This window comes from Sphingobium boeckii (assembly GCF_014199215.1).
Lineage (GTDB): Bacteria > Pseudomonadota > Alphaproteobacteria > Sphingomonadales > Sphingomonadaceae > Sphingobium_A > Sphingobium_A boeckii.
This window is the reverse complement of the sequence record NZ_JACIJC010000003.1, coordinates 552,579-568,551: the sequence shown is the minus strand read 5'-3', so window position 1 is coordinate 568,551 and position 15,973 is coordinate 552,579. Positions and strand designations below refer to the sequence as shown.

The window sequence follows — 15,973 nt, the reverse complement described above, 5'->3', positions numbered from 1 at the left end:
GCGCGCGTGAGATTTTCAGCTCATTCTGTCTCCGCGCGGCGATAGCGGAAGTACCAGACTTCATGTCCCTTGCGCCGCGCCTTGGCTTCATAGCGCGTCTCCGGCCAGCCGCCGGGGCGGACCAGGAAATCCTTGGGGCTTTCCGCCAGCCACTCGAAATCGCCGCGCTGGTTCATGATCATCATCGCCCAGCGGCAATAAGTGGGATCGTCCGTGCCCAGACGGAATTCGCCGCCGGGCCTGAGCTTGGCGGCAATGAGATCCATCGGACCGTGATTGACCATGCGGCGCTTGGCATGGCGCGCCTTCGGCCAGGGATCGGGATGGAGCAGATAGACGAAGCTGAGCGATCCATCGGGCAGGCGTTCGAGCACGTCGAGCGCATCGCCCATGTGCAGCCGGATATTGGGCAGACGCTGGTCGCGGATATGCTGGAGCGCGCCGACCACGCCGTTCAGAAAAGGCTCGCAGCCGATGAAGCCGTGGTTGGGCAGCAGGTCCGCGCGAAAGGCCAGATGCTCGCCCGCGCCGAAGCCGATCTCGAAATGCAGCGTGCGATCATCGCCGAATAGGGATGTGGCGTTGAGGTCGCCGCTTTCGGGCACGCTGATCGCCGGCAGCAGTTCCTCGACCAGCGCTGCCTGCCCCGTGCGGAGTTTGTGGTTCTGGCTGCGGCCATAGAGGCGCCGGATCGTGGCGGGATCGTTCATGATGGCAGCGGCTAGAGCAAGATGGGGGCGGTTGGAAGACCCTAACGGCAGGGCTTGCCCTGATATTCCTTGCGATTGGGAACATATTCCCGCCCGTTCCAGCGCACGACGGGGAAGCAGAAGCCCGGGCCGCCGATCAGGATATCCGGCCATCCGCCGACGCCCCTGGTCTTCAGGAATTCAGCCAGGCCAGTATATTGGGTCATCAGCTTCCAGCTCGCGTCGGCCTGTTTGCTGAGAAGCCAGAAGCCGCTTCCGGTATTGCCATAGCAATAGGTGCCGCTTTCGATCACCACGGCTTCGGGCCGTCCATCGCCGTTCAGATCCTTGACCGTTTCGATCTGGCCGGGACCATAGCTGAGCGTGCCTGGATCATCACAATCGCTGCGCCATTGCTTGCCGCGCTTGATGAAGCCAGCAGCCTTGAATAGTGCCACCTGATCGATGGCGCTGAGCGCAGGAGCAGAGGGCGCGGGCACTGCAACCGGATCCGGGCAGGCTTTGCCGATCAGGTAAGTCGTTCCGTCGAACTTCCAGACCGGGCAGCCGATGCCGGCCACGGTATAATCCAGCCAGCCGCGTGTTTTGCTCGCCAACGCCTGGAAGGAGCCGAGACCGCCGCCGATCTGCCGCCAGATGCCCGTCTTGCCGCGCACCATCACATGGAATTGTCCATCCGGACCATAGCAGGCGGGATCGCGATCGAAGGAAATCGCCTCCGGCTTCCCATCGGCATTGAGATCGAGGTAGGTGAATTTGGGCGTCGTCACCGTGCCGCAGGAATTGAACGCCTTGCTCCCCTTCAGCGTATAGCCTGCCGCGTTGAAAAGCTGCAGTCCCTCCGCGACGGTCATCGGGGGGCGTGGGCTCGGCGTCTGTGCCGTGACGGTGGATGTGGTCAGAAAGGCGAAGGCAGCAAGGATGAGGCGCAAGGCGATCTCCACGAAAAAGGCAGGAACGCGACTCGTTACGCTCCTGCCTTAACATGATTTATCCGCTCATGGCATATTGGCCTGATGAGGCGGCAAATCAGTGATCCGGATTGCACCGTCCAAATCAATTTCGAGGAGCTTGTTGATCAGATCAACCTTGCCGGCCAGATTTCTCAGGATCATGCTGAATAGCCGCAACTGATCTTTTTTTCTGACGCTGGGCAGTATGACGATCAGTCCGGGATGAACATCAAGCGTGCGATAGATAGGCCGGAAATCCGCGCCGTTATTGGTGACCATGATATAATCATCGGCCACCGCATAGACTGCGACAATCTGATCGCGCTGGCCATCAAGGCGGACCCAATTGACGTGCATGGCATGATGCCCCGCCGCACGAGCCAATGCGGCAAGATCGGGCGACAGGCATTCGTCAATCAGGAATTTGAACATTCATGCCGCTGTCTTGCGCCCATCGCACTACGGCCTCGATCGCGCCGACTGGAAGGGACGGGTAGTCCGCGAAGATTTCGAACCGGCTCGCCCCCTCCCTTAAATAGAGCAAGATGATCTCGGCCGGAATGCGAGTGCCTGAGATGCAGGGCTGGCCACCCATAATTCCAGGCGTCGAGGTCACCTCGATCTTGCCAGCAATACGATCCTGATAGCCCATCCGCTGCTTTCCAATCCGCCCCCCTATAACAGGGGAGCGGGCAGAATTACAGCGCAGCCTTCAGCTTGTCGACCAGATCGGTCTTTTCCCAGGTGAAGAAATCGCCTTCCGCCTTGCGGCCGAAATGCCCGTAGGCGGCGCTCTTCTGGTAGATCGGCTTGTTGAGAGACAGATGCGTGCGGATGCCCTTGGGGGTGAGGCGCACGAGCGTGGGGAGGATTTCCTCGATCCGCGCTTCGTCCACCGTGCCGGTGCCGTGCGTATCGACATAAAGCGACAGCGGTTCGGCGACGCCGATGGCGTAGCTGAGCTGGATCGTGACGCGGCGGGCAAGGCCGGCGGCGACGATGTTCTTCGCCATATAGCGTGTGATATAGGCCGCCGAGCGATCGACCTTGGTGGGATCCTTGCCGCTGAACGCGCCGCCGCCGTGAGGCGCTGCACCGCCATAGGTGTCCACGATGATCTTGCGGCCAGTGAGCCCCGCATCGCCATCCGGACCGCCGATTTCGAAGCAGCCGGTGGGATTGACGTAGACATGCTTGTCTTCGGGCATCCAGCCGGCGGGCAGGATCTCTTCGATCACGCCTTTGACATAGGCGCGCAGCTTGGCGCGGCCCTCGTCATTGTCCATGCCCATGGCGTGCTGCGTGGAGACCACCACTGCAGTCGCGCGGACGGGGACTTCGTTTTCATAAGCGAGCGTCACCTGGCTCTTGGCATCGGGCTCAAGGAAATCGACGACCTTATTGTGACGATCATCGGCCAGCTTTTCGAGGATTTTGTGCGAATAATAGAGTGTGGCGGGCATGAGATCGGGGGTTTCGTCGGTCGCGTAGCCGAACATGATGCCCTGATCGCCAGCACCTTCATCCTTATTGCCGCTCTCGTCCACGCCCTGCGCGATATGCGCGGACTGGCCGTGGAGATTATTCTCGAAGCGGAAGGTCTTCCAGTGAAAGCCATCCTGCTCATAACCGATGCGCTTTACGGTCTCGCGGACGGTCTTCTCGATCTCGTCCAGCGCGCCCGGTGCCCATTCGCCATTCTCATACACGCCCTTGCAGCGGATTTCGCCGGCCAGCACGACGAGCTGTGTGGTGGTCAGCGTTTCGCACGCGACGCGGGCTTCGGGATCCTTGGACAAGAACAGATCGACGATCGAATCCGAAATCTGATCGGACACCTTATCGGGATGGCCTTCGGAAACGGACTCGGACGTGAAAAGGAAATTGCTGCGCATTTGCGGGTCACCTGCCAGATATAAGGAAAGCTTTATGTGTGAATGTCGCCCGCTTTAGCGGGCGCGGCGGCGCATGGCAACGCCGAGCCCAGCAAGAAATATTGCAAAGGCCAAAGGCAGGATATTGCCGAAGCGCGCGAACAGCGTGGGCGAATGCGGTGCGGGCAGGCGCGCGTCGATGAAACCGGCGGTTTCGAACGGCAGGCTTTCGATGATTCGACCGTCGGCATCGACCACGGCGGAGATGCCCGTGGGCGTGGAGCGGATGACGGGAATGCCTTCCTCGATTGCACGCAGGCGCGCCTGCGCCAGATGCTGTGGCGGACCCCAGCTTCCGAACCAGGCGTCATTCGATGGATTGAAGAGGAAGTCGGGCCGATTGGCGCGGTCCACCACCTGACCGGAGAAGATGATCTCGTAACAGATTTGCACACCCACTTTTCCGAAGCCGGGCAGCGCATAGCTTTGCGGCCCCGGACCAGGCCAGAAATCGATATCGCCGGGGACGAGGCGGGAAAGGCCGATCGCGGACAGGAAGGGGCGCATCGGCAGATATTCGCCATAGGGCACCAGATGCGCCTTGTCATAACGATGGAGCAGCGTGCCGCGCGCATCCATGGCGAACAGACTGTTGCGCCCACCAATCGTATATTCCTCGATATACGCACCGCGCACCTCGCGCTTGCGATAACGCTTGGTGCCGCCCGTCAGCAGGATGTCGTTGGGGCCGAGCAGATCCGCCATGCGCCAGCGCGCTGGGCGATCCTCGTCAAGATATTCCGGCACGGCGGCTTCGGGCCAGAGCAGGAGGCGCGGCTCTTTCCCCGGCAGACCGGACAGGTGCGCGAGCTTGCGGAAGTTCGCCGCGTCCTGCGCAGGATCATATTTGGTTTCCTGCCCGATATTGGGCTGGACCACGCGGAGGGCGGGCCGATGCGCATTCTGCCCGTATGAATCCGGATCGCGCGCGGTTCCGAAATCGACCAATTGAGAACTATATACAGCGATGCAGGCTGTTGCGATCAGCACGGGACCAATAGCATAAGTTAACCATGTTCCGTCCGCCCAATGCTCCCGGATTCCCCTTATCCAAGGAGCAAACCCGAACATTAAAAGGCCGCTCGCGCCAATGACCCAGGCCGAAAGGCCATAGGTGCCGACGGTCCTCGCCATAAAACCAAAGTCAACGAATACGACGCCGAGCGGATTCCACGCAAAGCCGGTGAACAGGGTGGCGCGGAGCCATTCGGTGACGATCCAGGCGGCGGCGAAGAAGAGGGTGTAAATTACTCCGTCATTCCCGCGAAAGCGGGAATCCCGCTTTTCCGCGAAATTTCCAGAGGAAGAAGAAGCGGGATCCCCGCTTTCGCGAGGATGATGGGAGAAGGAGCCCGCATCCGTCCCCCAGCGCCAGGCCAGCCCCGCCGTAACGGCCGGAAACACCGCCAGATACAGCGACAACAGCGCCACTGCGCCATAGCCGAACCCGTGCGGCATCGCATCCTGGAAGGTAAAGGCATGGGCGATCCAGTTCAGCCCGAGTGTGAAATGCCCCACGCCGAACAGCCAGCCGCTGAGCAGCGCGCGCTTCATATTGGGTGCATGTTTCACACAATACAGGAGCCATGCGAAGCAGATCAGCGTCACCGGCCAGGCACCGAGCGGGGCAAAACCCGTGGCGGAGGCCAAGCCCGCGGCAAGACAGAGAATCAAGGGAGATCGCAGCACGGATCAAGCCTATCGACGCGAATAACATTGTTTTCAACCGTGCGCGCAAATGGCATGATATAGTGCGATTTTTGCACCGATTTACCGGAGCTTAGCTTGTCCATATTGTTAACCATCGCGTTATTGATGCAAAGTGGCAGTCCACCCCCCGCGCCGCTGCCGAGCGCGGCCTATTGCGCGGCGGCGTTCGCGCTGACCTATGATATCCTCAAGCAGAAGAGCGGTGACCCGGTGATGACGCAGGGTTTCGCCGATGATGTGGCGGCGCTGCGCCTGATCGCCATCGAAAAGGAAGGGTCTGAACCGGCGGCCGATGCGGCGATCGCGGTGGAGCGCACCCGGCTCAACGCGGACATGGCCAAGCGCGCGCCCGAGGACGTGATCGATCTGAAGCCCTGCTACCGCGTGAAAGCGCTGGGACGCGGCGGTGAATAGGCCGTTTCTCGTCATCGCGGCGCTGCTGGCAGGGGGCGCGACGGCGCACGCCTATACGCCTGAACAGGCCGGGCTGATCCAGTGCGTGGCCCAGCTTTCCATCGTCGCTTCGCAGCAGCAGGCCGGGGTCTCATCCGCGCTGGTCTATCCGCCGCTTGAAACGAGTGGCGCGCGCTTTGCACAAGTGGTCGGTGAGCGGCTGATGGCGGATGCCCGGCAAAGCCGGGAGCAGGTGCGCGACGCGTTTGTCGCCGGTGTGGCGGCGGAGCAGAAGCGTGCGACCGCAGGTGGCGGCGCGCGGGACATCCCGCGGGATGAGATCATCGCCTGCGTCGCATTGATGGAGAAGACCGCGCCGGCCCCGCCGCCGCCCACTTTGCCGCAATGCGCAGGGATGGTGAAACTCGCCTATGATGAGGTGCATGGCCGCGAAGGCCTCTCCAAATCCGCCAAGGATATGGCGACGATCGCTGCAGTGCTTGAAGCGCGCGCGAGAGACGGCCTGCTGGCCGATGGCAACAGCCAGGGGGATGCAGACCGCATCCTGACCCAAACGCGCGAGACGATTGCGAAGGATGTGGCGCGGCGGGAAGCGGATGGCGTCTCCGCCGGGCTGGATATCCAGCCCTGTTTCGATATGGCGATGGAATGATATTGAACAACCGTTTGTCCCGAGCGAAGTCGCTCGGGACAAACGGGCTTAGAGTGCGGTAGACAAGGTTATGACGATCCGCCCTTTCCACCTCGCCTTTCCAGTGCACGATCTGGATGCGGCACGCGCCTTTTACGGCGGCGTGATGGGATGCGCTGAAGGCCGCAGTTCGGATCACTGGATCGATTTCGATCTCTATGGCCATCAGATCGTGGCGCATCTCGATCCGGGGGCGCGGCCCGCGGGGGTGACCAATCCGGTGGACGGTCATGACGTGCCCGTGCCGCATTTCGGTGTGGTGCTTGCAATGCCGGATTGGGAAGCGCTGGCGGCGCGGCTTCAGGAAGCGGGCGTGACATTCGGCATTGCGCCGCATGTGCGCTTCAAGGGTCAGGTGGGCGAACAGGCGACGATGTTCTTCACCGATCCCAGCGGCAATGCGCTCGAATTCAAGGCGTTTTCGGATGACGCGATGATTTTTGCGACCTAAAACCGCTGGGCGCTAGAATTCCGTTTGTGTCGAGCGCAGTCGAGACACGTGGGTGCAAGTGACCACGTCCCTCGACTGCGCTCGGGACAAACGGATCGGATCCGGCCCATGCTGGGCGGGACGGTCGACTTTACTTCGCCCCGCTCACCCGCCAGATCGCATTGCCGACATCATCGGAAACCAGCAGCGCGCCCGTGCGATCCTTGATCACGCTGACCGGGCGGCCCTTCGCTTTACCGTCCACCAGAAAGCCGGTGAGCAGATCCTGCGGCTTGGCGCTGGGTAGCGGATAGCCATTGGCACCGAACGGAACAAAGACCACCTTATAACCCGATGCCGGTTCGCGATTCCACGAACCGTGCAGCCCCACGAACGCGCCATTGGCATAGGCCGGGCCGAGATTGGTGGCGTCGGCGAAGGTCAGGCCGAGCGCCGCGACATGCGGGCCGAGCGCAAAATCCGGCCGCTTCACATATTCGAGGCGATCGGGACGACGCGGTTCGACACGGATATCCTCATAACCGCCCCAATAGCTTTGCGGCCAGCCATAGTCCGCGCCGAATTCGACGCATGTCATGTAATCAGGCACCAGATCGCCGCCCAGCATGTCGCGCTCGTTGACCGTGGTCCACAGGCAACCCGTGGCGGGTTCATAGGCCAGTCCATTGGGATTGCGCAGGCCGGTGGCGAAGATGCGCATGGCGTTCTTGGCGGGGTCCACCTCCAATATGGCGGCGCGATCGGCTTCGCGATCGAGCCCCTTTTCGCCGATATTGCTGGCCGAACCGACGCTCACGAACAGCCGCTTGCCATCCGGGCTGGCGATCACATTGCGCGCCCAATGATTGCCCCCGCCGGGATAGCCGACGATCTTGCGGCCCTTGTCCGTGATCTTCGTCGCGCCTTCCGCATAGGGGAAGGCCATCAGCGCATCGGTATTGGCCACATAGAGCGTATTGCCCACCAGCGCCATGCCGCTGGGTGAGTTCAGCCCTTCGATAAACGCCGTCTTCTGATCCGCCTTGCCGTCACCATTGGTATCGCGCAGCAACGAGATGCGATTGGCCGAGGGCGCGCCCGCACCCGCCCGGCCCATCAATTTGCCCATGATCCAGTCGACCGGGCCAGCCACTTCACGCGGCGGCGAATTGCTTTCGGCCACCAGCACATCGCCATTGGGCAACAGATACAGCCAGCGCGGATGATCCAGGCCATCGGCAAAGGCGTTAACCGCAAGCCCCTTGGCGGGCGTCGGCATCTCGCCCTTGGCCCAGCCCACCGGTTCCGCGATGTTGATCATCGGGATGCGTTCTTTGTTGGGCGCGCCTATCTGAGGCTTCACGCCGCTGACCGCCTCGACCGAAAGCGTCGCGGGATCGCCCTTGGACACGAAATAGAAGACCCCGCCCGCTGCGAGCAGGACCAGCAGGACGATGATGGCAATGGTACGTTTTTTCATGGTCGGAACATATGCCCGCGGTGTCAGGGGTCAAGGGGCGAGAGGGCGGCGGCCTTGTTCGGCGGTCTCGTCGGGCCATCTTTCGGGCTTCGTCCTCAGCCCGAGCGGGTTGGAGCGGATATATCCAATCCAGCCGCATACGCGCCGATCGGCATGAAACCTCCGATCTGCGCCATCGCCGCCTCATAGTCCAAAGCGCCTTCGATCGCCGTCGCTTCACCGAAGAGATAGGCGAAATGCGGCGCCTGATTGGTGTTGCCGCCATGCACCGCGTAGCAATAGCCTTCCGCCCAATCGAGCGCTGTGACCGGATGCAGCCGCGCGATCGCGTCCGCCACGAACAGATCCTCCTCGCGGGGGCGGGCGGGATAGACGGGCACGATGGCGCGATGCGCGATCATCGAGCCTTCCCACATGCGGGCATGGCCGGTCTTCAACAGGCGGCGGGCGGGCCACCAGAGCAGAATGCGTTCGAGGAAGCAGGCCTTGGCACCCGTCTGGGTAAGCGCAGCGATCTGGTGCGTCAGCCGCTCGGGATGGTGCAGATCATCATCATCCCAATGCGCGATCAGGCTGCCGCGTGCATGGGCGACGCTGGCGTTGCGCAATTCACCAAGCGTGGGGGCGGTCACCTCGATATAGCGGATGGAGGGATCGGCGATCTCCGTCACCAGCGCGCTCACCGCACTGTTCTTCGCGGTGGTGACGATCACCAGTTCACGGTTCGTATAGCTTTGCTGACGATAGCAGCGGATCGCATGTTCTGCCGGAAAGCGGTCCCCGCGCGACACCATCAGGCAGGAGACGAGCGGGCCTTGCGTTGACGCGCTTGGTCGTGAAGCCAGCGTGCCATAGCGCACCATGCCATCGGGATGGACGATCCGCATCGGCCATCCCGATATCATGGGATGCGGCGGGTGAGGTCTGCGGCATAAGCCGCCAGCGGCATGGTCGCGCCCAGCGCCGCGATCTCGGCGTCATAATCGGCGTCCGCCACGGTCAAGCGTGCATTGTCGAACAATTCACCGAAATGGCCCGCGTCCCAGGCGTTCGCGCCGTGATAGATATAGGCATAACTTTCCGGCGCTGCGAGCAATGTGATCCGGTGGTGCGCGCGGATCATCGCGCCCACGCCCGTATCTTCGCGCAGATCAAGGGCCGCATAGATCGGGAGCGCTTCCCGCCGCACGAGCATGGTATTTTCCCAGATGCGCGCCCCCGACGACGCCAGCCGACGCCGATCCGGCCACCACAAGGTGAGCGTGCCAAGGAAGCAGGCCATTGCCTGGCTTCCGCCCAATGCAGCCGCCATCAGCGCGATCCGGTCCGGCGCGGACAGATCATCATCATCCCATTGGCAGATCAGATCGCCCGTCGCATGGGCCACGCTGATATTGCGCAACTCGCCGAGCGTGGCGGGCGCAGCCCGGATCAGGCGGATGCTGGGATCGCCAATCTCCGCCACCAGCGCCGCCAGTTCATCGTCGAGCGCTGCGGAGACGATTACCAGTTCGCGCTCCGGATAGGTCTGGCGACGATAGCAGGCGATCGCATGTTCGGCAGGAAGGCGTCGGCCGCGCGATATCATCAGGCACGAGACCTTAGCCCCCGAAACGCTGAGGCCGGGCGTCACATTCAGTGTTGCGGCCTGGCGGCGCCCATCGGGATCGTGCAGCAGCATCTCGAGCGCACGGGTCATGCCGCACTGTCTCTGGCTGCGCGCGCATCCTCGTAATCTGCAAAGGGAAAGTCCGATGAGAGCGCCTTGAGATCGGCGTCATAACGATCCAGTGCAGCGATATTGGAGGCCCAGCCCATCATCGTCTCGAAATGCGCCTCGTCATAGCTGTTGCGGCCGTGGACGACATAGCAATAGACGTGGGGCCGGTCGATGAGCAGCACGGGGCGGATAGCGCAGAGCCGTTCGACGGTCACCTGATCTTCGGCCAGCGCCTGTGCTGGATAGGCGGGCACGGCCTCGCGGCGCGCGAGCATACTGCCCTCCCATGTCCGTCGCCCCGATGCGGCCAAGGCGCGCCGTTCCGGCCACCAGATCAGCCAGCGTTCGAGGAAGACCGCGACCACATCATGCGCCTTCAGGGCAGCGGCCTGCACGGCCAGCCGGTCTGGCGCGTAGAGATCGTCATCGTCCCACTGGCAGAGCAGCGCACCGCGCGCATGGGCAACCGAGACATTGCGGAGTTCCCCAAGAGATGCCGGCGCGGTTTCGATCAGGCGGATGGAGGGATCATCGAGCCGGGCGACGAGCATGGCAACGGCGCTATCGGGCCGATCGCAGACGATGACGAGTTCGCGGTCCCGGTAGCTCTGGCGCTGATAGCATCGGATCGCGAAGCTCGCGGGAAAGACGTGCCCGCGTGTGACCATCAGACACGAGATGAGCGGGCCATCGGTCGGGAGATCGGGCGAAAATGTGCCGGTCTGCGGCGGCTGGCCGGGGGCGAGGCGGATGGTGGCTATTGGGTCGCCCATAAGGATGTTTAGCGTGGTGATGCGAGGCGGCAAGGTCGTGTGGGATTCGCGCATCGTCGGATGGGGCAGCACGCGCCCGGATACCGGTCCGCAAACATGGTTAATTTCGGTTCGTCGCACAGGGTGCTCGATTGTTCGCTCGGCGGATGGCCATGGGACTTTCGTTCATCTGCCAGCAAGGTTCAACTGAACAGGCAGTCTCGTCGGGGGACAGAATTAGAGGAGTCGCGATATGCGTGTCATTTCCAAAAGGCCCACAATTGCCTTAATGCTTGCCGTGCTGGCCATGCCTGCAGCCAATCTGTCTGCGCAGGAGCAGCAGCAGGATCCGTCCGAAACCGGTATCACCGTCAACGCGCCCGCGATGATCGCGGGGCCAGAAATCAAAGGCGTCATTGCCGCGCGCAATGAGGACCGTCTGAAAATCAGGAGCGCCGACGGCACCAGCACGATTATCGCCATCAACGATGATACGAAGATCCGGGCCGGCGGTGGCCTGTTCAGCGGGCGCAGCAAGCTTGCCGAGGATTCGCTGCTCAACGGGATCCCGGTGACCATCAAGACCTTGCAGCCGGGCGATGCGCAACCGGGTGGTGAATTGCTGGCAAAGCAAATCGATTTCAAGAAGACCGACCTCAAGACCGCGTCCATGATCCGCAACGCGACCGACCAGCGGTTTGAGGAACAGACCGCGGCCACCGAAGCGCTGCGCGGCCGCATGGCCGATATCGACAAATATAACATCAAGAGCACGACGAACGTGCATTTCGATACGGGCAAGGCAGTGCTGTCCGCCGAGGACAAGGCCAACCTCTGCCAGACCGCGTCGTCGGCCGAGGGCCAGGAAAACGCTTTGATGCTGGTGGTCGGTTACACCGATTCTGTGGGAAGCGAGGAGCTCAATCAGGAACTGAGCGAGAAGCGTGCCAGCCGGGTGATCAATTACCTTCAACAGGCGTGCGGCTGGAAACCCTATCGTATGCTGACCCCGACCGGTATGGCCGAAGCGGACCCGCTCGCGGACAATGAGACGGCCGAAGGCAAGGCCCAGAATCGCCGCGTTGCCGTCAATATCCTGGTGAGCAAGAGCGTCGACGACGTTGAATTGAGCGCTTTGAATTGAGCCAATAGGCTTCGCACATTACTAATGCCGCCGGACCGGGAAGTGACCGGTCCGGCGGCCATGGTGCGCCAGCCTATTGGGCCAGCGCGGGGTCCGTTCACCTTTGGGGGTTGAACGGATCGCTTTACCGATTGAAATTAATCATCCGCGATCACGAGCGGCGGCGGGGGATGGAGCCTGACGCGGGTCGTGCGGCGCTCGTCACCCGCCGTGATCTCGATCTTCCAGCCGCTGGCATGAACCAGCACTTCGCCGGGCTGCGGCACATGCCCCGCCAGCACGACAGCAAGGCCGCCGATCGTGTCCACATCCTCTTCCACCTCGCCGAGGTGCGGATCGATGGTTTCGGCCACATCCTCCAGCTCGGCGCGCGCATCGGCTTCCCAGATGCCGCCTTCCAGCGGAACGAGCATGGCTTCGGGTTCGTCATCATGCTCGTCTTCGATATCGCCGACGATTTCCTCGACCAGATCCTCGATCGTCACCAGCCCCTCGGTGCCGTCATATTCATCGAACACGATGGCCAGATGGGTGCGCGTGGTGCGCATTTCGGCGAGCAGATCGAGCACGCCCATGGTTTCGGGCACGAAGCGCGGCTGGCGGATCAAGCAGGAAATGTCGTCGGGCTCTTCCTTGCCCTCGGCCAGGATCACGAACACATCCTTGATGTGGATCATGCCGACGATCGTATCGAGGCTTTCCTGATAAACGGGCAGGCGGCTGTGGCCCGCCTCGGCGAACAAGGCCACGAGTTCGCGAAAGCTGGCCGTTTCCGGAATGGCCACGATATCGGCGCGCGGCACGGAGACGTCGCCGGCGTTGCGTTCGCCGAAATGCAGCAGATTCTTCAGCATCTGCCGCTCGATCGGCGTCAGGTCTCCCTTGGCCGTCTCCGCATCGTCATCCTCATGCTCTTCGATCGCTTCTTCGATCTGGTCGCGCAGCGAGGTTTCGCCGTCATTGCCGAAAAGGAGCCCGCGGAGCCCCTTCCACAATCGGCCGCTACTGTCGCCGTTCCCGGATTCGTCTGGCATAAGGCTGTGTGTCAGTCCCTGTTGTAGGGGTCGGCGAGCCCGATCGATGCCAGCGCCTGGGTCTCCAGTGCTTCCATCGCTTCGGCTTCCGCCTCTCCCTGATGATCATAGCCTAGCAAATGGAAGGTGCCGTGCACAATCAGATGCGTGGCATGATCGGTGACGCTGATGCCTTTTTCTTCGGCCTCGCGCACGCAGACGCGATGCGCGAGCACGATATCGCCCAGCAACGCCTCGCCATCATCGGTATTCGCAAGCGAATCGAGCAGGTCCGGCTGGACCATCGGAAAGCTCAACACATTGGTGGGCGCATCCTTGCCGCGATATTGGGCGTTGAGGCTGCGCACCTCCTCATCGTCGGTCAGGCGGATCGCGACCTCGATGCAGAGCGCGCGGGTGAGCCAATCGGCATGGAGACTGTGTTCGAGCGCCAGGGTCACCGCCTTGGTGCCGATCGCCTCCCAATCCTCGTCTGCGCTCCAGTCGGGGCCGGCCTGCACAGCGATATCAAGCATGGAAAATCCAACCTAATGTTCGATGGTCAAAAGCCGTTAGGGCTGAGCTTGTCGAAGCCCTTTCCTTCTTGGCGATGAGAAAGGAGAAAGGAAGAGACTTCGACAGGCTCAGCCCGAACGGCTTGTAAGAGCGGCTGACGCTATTTCGCATCCGGCCCCTCATAGGCTTCGACGATCCGGCCGACGATCGGGTGGCGCACGACATCGGCGATGTTGAATGTGATCGTCGAAATGCCCTCGACTCCGGCCAGACGCGACACCGCGTCTGCCAGTCCCGAAGAACCCGGCTGCGGCAGATCGACCTGCTTGGGATCGCCGCAAATGACCATACGGCTGTTTTCGCCAAAGCGGGTGAGGAACATCTTCATCTGCGCGATCGTGGTATTCTGTGCTTCGTCCAGCACGATAAACGCATTCGCCAGCGTGCGGCCGCGCATGAAGGCCAGAGGCGCGATCTCGATCTCGCCACTCGCGATGCGCCGTTCGACCTGCTCCACGGGAAGCGTATCGTGCAGCGCATCGTAGATCGGGCGGAGATAGGGATCGACCTTCTCCTTCATATCCCCCGGCAAAAAGCCCAGCCGCTCGCCCGCTTCCACTGCGGGGCGGGAAAGGATGAGCTTGTCCACCGAACCGTGGATGAGCTGACTCACGGCCTGCGCCACGGCAAGATAGGTCTTGCCTGTGCCCGCGGGGCCGAGCGCGAAGATCACATCGTCCCGATCGAGCGCGCGCATGTAATTGATCTGGGTGTTGGAGCGCGGAACGATCGTCTTCTTGCGCGTGCGGATCATCACTTCGGGTGGCTGGGAGATATCCGCGCGGATGATGCCGGTCAGCGTCGGCTCGGCGGACATGGCGATGACGGCTTCGACCGCACCGGTATCGATATCCTGTCCATGGACGATCTTGTTATAGAGGCCGCTCAGAACATCGCGGGCGCGGGCGGCGGCTTCGGCCTCGCCCTCGATCTGGAGCTTGTTGCCGCGCGCGGCGATGTAGACGCCAAGCCGGTTTTCGATGGCGACCAGATTCTGGTCATATTCGCCGAACAGGCGCCCGAGCAATTGGGGCCTATCGAACACGATCTCCAGCCGGGCTTTTTGGCCGGGCTGGGCCTGTTCCGCTTTTTTCGCCATTATGCGACCGCCATTTCAAGCATTGCGCCTCCAAGACTATTTGGCCCCGCCGAGATGATCTCGACCTCTATCATGTCGCCTATTGCTGCGCCTTCGGCAATAACATGAATCGATTGCAGCCATGGCGATTTGCCGATGAGCTGGCCGGGCAATTTGCCCGCGCGTTCCAGAAGCAAGGTCGTGCGCATTCCAAGGCTGCGCATGTTGAAGGCGTGCTGCTGCTCATTGAGCAAAGCCTGAAGCGCCTGAAGCCTTTCGTCCATAACCGGGAGCGGAATCTGATCCGCCATGCCCGCCGCCGGCGTGCCGGGGCGCGGCGAATATTTGAACGAGAAGGCAAGCGCATAATCCACGTCGCGGATGATCTGGAGCGTGGCCTCGAAATCCGCATCGCTTTCGCCGGGGAAGCCGACGATGAAATCGCCCGACACCGCGATATCGGGGCGAACGGCGCGAACGCGATCGATGATCTTGAGATAGCTTTCGACCGTGTGACTGCGGTTCATCGCCTTCAGGATCGGATCGCTGCCCGATTGCACCGGCAGATGCAGGAACGGCATCAGCGTCTCGACCTCACCATGCGCCTGAATCAGCGCTTCGGTCATGTCATTGGGATGGCTGGTGGTGTAGCGGATGCGCTCCAACCCGGTCATGCGATCGAGCGCGCGGATCAGGCCGTCGAGACCCTGCTGCGTGCCCTTGGCATCCTCACCCGTCCAGGCATTGACGTTCTGGCCGAGCAGCGTGATTTCTTTCGCGCCCGCATCGACCAGCGCCTTGGCTTCATCGACGATCGCGCTCCACGGGCGGCTGATTTCCGCGCCGCGGGTATAGGGCACGACGCAATAGGTGCAGAATTTATCGCAGCCTTCCTGCACGGTGAGGAAGGCGCTTGGCCCCTGCTTGCGCGCGCGGCGGGGCAGCGCATCGAATTTCGAGAGCAGCGGCATGTTGGTATCAAGCGCATGGCCGCCGCCGGCCACCTGGGCGACCATATCGGGCAGATTGTGATAAGCCTGCGGGCCGACAACGATATCGACCTCCTTCACACGGCGCTGGATCTCGCTGCCTTCGGCCTGCGCGACGCAGCCGGCCACCGCGATCATCGGGCGGTTTTCCCCGCCACGCTTGAGCAGGCGACCGATATCAGAATAGATCCGATCGACCGCTTTTTCGCGGATATGGCAGGTGTTGAGAACGACCAGATCGGGATCGCTGCCTTCTGCGGCAGGAGTCATCCCCTCGGCACCGAGCATCTCGCTCATGCGCTCGCCATCATAGACGTTCATCTGGCAGCCAAAGGATTTGACGAGGAAAGTCTTGGGGGAAGAACGAGTCATGCAGGCT

The 15,973-nt window shown here is 62.0% G+C and carries 18 protein-coding genes; 4 read left to right on the top strand and 14 right to left on the bottom strand.

Features of this window, described 5'->3' with window-relative positions:
• Positions 1-20 precede the first annotated feature (20 nt).
• From trmB to lnt, 6 genes are all read right to left on the bottom strand, one after another.
• Positions 21-710 carry a tRNA (guanine(46)-N(7))-methyltransferase TrmB gene (gene trmB / locus FHS49_RS11175; protein WP_184018403.1) on the bottom strand — a complete coding sequence of 230 codons (690 nt, stop codon included), beginning with the start codon at positions 708-710 and terminating at the stop codon, positions 21-23.
• A 41-nt stretch (positions 711-751) separates the two neighbouring features.
• Positions 752-1,642 carry a hypothetical protein gene (locus FHS49_RS19655; RefSeq protein WP_246350582.1) on the bottom strand — a complete coding sequence of 297 codons (891 nt, stop codon included), beginning with the start codon at positions 1,640-1,642 and terminating at the stop codon, positions 752-754.
• Between the two features lie 66 nt (positions 1,643-1,708).
• A complete protein-coding gene (locus FHS49_RS11165; protein ID WP_184018401.1) occupies positions 1,709-2,095 on the bottom strand; it encodes a DUF5615 family PIN-like protein in 387 nt (128 codons plus the stop codon).
• Positions 2,076-2,315, bottom strand: coding sequence for a DUF433 domain-containing protein (locus FHS49_RS11160; RefSeq protein WP_184018399.1), 240 nt, complete (start codon positions 2,313-2,315; stop codon positions 2,076-2,078). The genes FHS49_RS11165 and FHS49_RS11160 overlap by 20 nt, the downstream gene beginning before the upstream one ends.
• A 46-nt stretch (positions 2,316-2,361) precedes the next feature.
• The gene (gene metK, locus FHS49_RS11155; protein WP_184018397.1) at positions 2,362-3,558 is read right to left on the bottom strand and encodes a methionine adenosyltransferase; all 1,197 of its coding nucleotides are present in this window, start codon (positions 3,556-3,558) and stop codon (positions 2,362-2,364) included.
• A 54-nt stretch (positions 3,559-3,612) separates the two neighbouring features.
• A complete protein-coding gene (lnt, locus tag FHS49_RS11150) occupies positions 3,613-5,247 on the bottom strand; it encodes an apolipoprotein N-acyltransferase (RefSeq protein ID WP_246350580.1) in 1,635 nt (544 codons plus the stop codon).
• A 165-nt stretch (positions 5,248-5,412) separates the two neighbouring features.
• Here lnt and FHS49_RS11145 point away from each other — a divergent pair, with 165 nt between their 5' ends.
• The 3 genes from FHS49_RS11145 (at position 5,413) to FHS49_RS11135 (ending at position 6,863) form a co-directional block, all read left to right on the top strand.
• On the top strand, positions 5,413-5,721 hold the full coding sequence (locus FHS49_RS11145; RefSeq protein ID WP_184018392.1) for a hypothetical protein: 309 nt from the start codon (positions 5,413-5,415) through the stop codon (positions 5,719-5,721).
• On the top strand, positions 5,714-6,373 hold the full coding sequence (locus tag FHS49_RS11140; RefSeq protein ID WP_184018390.1) for a hypothetical protein: 660 nt from the start codon (positions 5,714-5,716) through the stop codon (positions 6,371-6,373). The genes FHS49_RS11145 and FHS49_RS11140 overlap by 8 nt, the downstream gene beginning before the upstream one ends.
• 70 nt (positions 6,374-6,443) lie before the next feature.
• Positions 6,444-6,863, top strand: coding sequence for a VOC family protein (locus FHS49_RS11135; protein WP_184018388.1), 420 nt, complete (start codon positions 6,444-6,446; stop codon positions 6,861-6,863).
• Between the two features lie 130 nt (positions 6,864-6,993).
• Here FHS49_RS11135 and FHS49_RS11130 read toward each other — a convergent pair whose 3' ends face one another.
• The 4 genes from FHS49_RS11130 to FHS49_RS11115 all read right to left on the bottom strand — a co-directional run bounded on the left by FHS49_RS11130 (position 6,994) and on the right by FHS49_RS11115 (position 10,815).
• Entirely contained in the window at positions 6,994-8,322 is a 1,329-nt protein-coding gene (locus tag FHS49_RS11130) for a PQQ-dependent sugar dehydrogenase (RefSeq protein WP_184018386.1), read from the bottom strand.
• Positions 8,323-8,417: 95 nt separating this feature from the next.
• A complete protein-coding gene (locus FHS49_RS11125; RefSeq protein WP_184018384.1) occupies positions 8,418-9,227 on the bottom strand; it encodes a glycosyltransferase in 810 nt (269 codons plus the stop codon).
• Positions 9,224-10,021, bottom strand: coding sequence for a glycosyltransferase family 2 protein (locus FHS49_RS11120; RefSeq protein WP_184018381.1), 798 nt, complete (start codon positions 10,019-10,021; stop codon positions 9,224-9,226). Before FHS49_RS11120 ends, FHS49_RS11125 begins: the two co-directional genes overlap by 4 nt.
• Positions 10,018-10,815 carry a glycosyltransferase family 2 protein gene (locus FHS49_RS11115; protein ID WP_184018379.1) on the bottom strand — a complete coding sequence of 266 codons (798 nt, stop codon included), beginning with the start codon at positions 10,813-10,815 and terminating at the stop codon, positions 10,018-10,020. The genes FHS49_RS11120 and FHS49_RS11115 overlap by 4 nt, the downstream gene beginning before the upstream one ends.
• A 232-nt stretch (positions 10,816-11,047) precedes the next feature.
• Here FHS49_RS11115 and FHS49_RS11110 point away from each other — a divergent pair, with 232 nt between their 5' ends.
• Positions 11,048-11,938, top strand: a complete 891-nt coding sequence (locus FHS49_RS11110; protein WP_184018377.1) for an OmpA family protein — start codon at positions 11,048-11,050, stop codon at positions 11,936-11,938.
• A gap of 137 nt (positions 11,939-12,075) precedes the next feature.
• On the opposite strand, the gene FHS49_RS11105 is transcribed toward FHS49_RS11110, so the two are convergent.
• The 4 genes from FHS49_RS11105 to miaB all read right to left on the bottom strand — a co-directional run bounded on the left by FHS49_RS11105 (position 12,076) and on the right by miaB (position 15,966).
• A complete protein-coding gene (locus FHS49_RS11105; RefSeq protein ID WP_184018375.1) occupies positions 12,076-12,972 on the bottom strand; it encodes a hemolysin family protein in 897 nt (298 codons plus the stop codon).
• A gap of 11 nt (positions 12,973-12,983) precedes the next feature.
• Complete coding sequence (gene ybeY, locus FHS49_RS11100; RefSeq protein WP_184018373.1) at positions 12,984-13,487, bottom strand: rRNA maturation RNase YbeY; 504 nt, start codon at positions 13,485-13,487, stop codon at positions 12,984-12,986.
• A gap of 140 nt (positions 13,488-13,627) precedes the next feature.
• The gene (locus tag FHS49_RS11095) at positions 13,628-14,626 is read right to left on the bottom strand and encodes a PhoH family protein (protein WP_184018364.1); all 999 of its coding nucleotides are present in this window, start codon (positions 14,624-14,626) and stop codon (positions 13,628-13,630) included.
• On the bottom strand, positions 14,626-15,966 hold the full coding sequence (miaB, locus tag FHS49_RS11090) for a tRNA (N6-isopentenyl adenosine(37)-C2)-methylthiotransferase MiaB (RefSeq protein ID WP_184018362.1): 1,341 nt from the start codon (positions 15,964-15,966) through the stop codon (positions 14,626-14,628). The genes FHS49_RS11095 and miaB overlap by 1 nt, the downstream gene beginning before the upstream one ends.
• Positions 15,967-15,973: the final 7 nt, after the last annotated feature.

Excerpts from the sequence above, each read along its gene's own strand:
- trmB (WP_184018403.1), bottom strand. The coding sequence starts at position 710 with ATGAACGATCCCGCCACGATCCGGCGCCTCTATGGCCGCAGCCAGAAC.
- FHS49_RS11165 (WP_184018401.1), bottom strand. The coding sequence starts at position 2,095 with ATGTTCAAATTCCTGATTGACGAATGCCTGTCGCCCGATCTTGCCGCA.
- FHS49_RS11160 (WP_184018399.1), bottom strand. The coding sequence starts at position 2,315 with ATGGGCTATCAGGATCGTATTGCTGGCAAGATCGAGGTGACCTCGACG.
- metK (WP_184018397.1), bottom strand. The coding sequence starts at position 3,558 with ATGCGCAGCAATTTCCTTTTCACGTCCGAGTCCGTTTCCGAAGGCCAT.
- FHS49_RS11145 (WP_184018392.1), top strand. The coding sequence starts at position 5,413 with ATGCAAAGTGGCAGTCCACCCCCCGCGCCGCTGCCGAGCGCGGCCTAT.
- FHS49_RS11135 (WP_184018388.1), top strand. The coding sequence starts at position 6,444 with ATGACGATCCGCCCTTTCCACCTCGCCTTTCCAGTGCACGATCTGGAT.
- FHS49_RS11130 (WP_184018386.1), bottom strand. The coding sequence starts at position 8,322 with ATGAAAAAACGTACCATTGCCATCATCGTCCTGCTGGTCCTGCTCGCA.
- FHS49_RS11125 (WP_184018384.1), bottom strand. The coding sequence starts at position 9,227 with ATGATATCGGGATGGCCGATGCGGATCGTCCATCCCGATGGCATGGTG.
- FHS49_RS11120 (WP_184018381.1), bottom strand. The coding sequence starts at position 10,021 with ATGACCCGTGCGCTCGAGATGCTGCTGCACGATCCCGATGGGCGCCGC.
- FHS49_RS11115 (WP_184018379.1), bottom strand. The coding sequence starts at position 10,815 with ATGGGCGACCCAATAGCCACCATCCGCCTCGCCCCCGGCCAGCCGCCG.
- FHS49_RS11110 (WP_184018377.1), top strand. The coding sequence starts at position 11,048 with ATGCGTGTCATTTCCAAAAGGCCCACAATTGCCTTAATGCTTGCCGTG.
- FHS49_RS11105 (WP_184018375.1), bottom strand. The coding sequence starts at position 12,972 with ATGCCAGACGAATCCGGGAACGGCGACAGTAGCGGCCGATTGTGGAAG.
- ybeY (WP_184018373.1), bottom strand. The coding sequence starts at position 13,487 with ATGCTTGATATCGCTGTGCAGGCCGGCCCCGACTGGAGCGCAGACGAG.
- FHS49_RS11095 (WP_184018364.1), bottom strand. The coding sequence starts at position 14,626 with ATGGCGAAAAAAGCGGAACAGGCCCAGCCCGGCCAAAAAGCCCGGCTG.
- miaB (WP_184018362.1), bottom strand. The coding sequence starts at position 15,966 with ATGACTCGTTCTTCCCCCAAGACTTTCCTCGTCAAATCCTTTGGCTGC.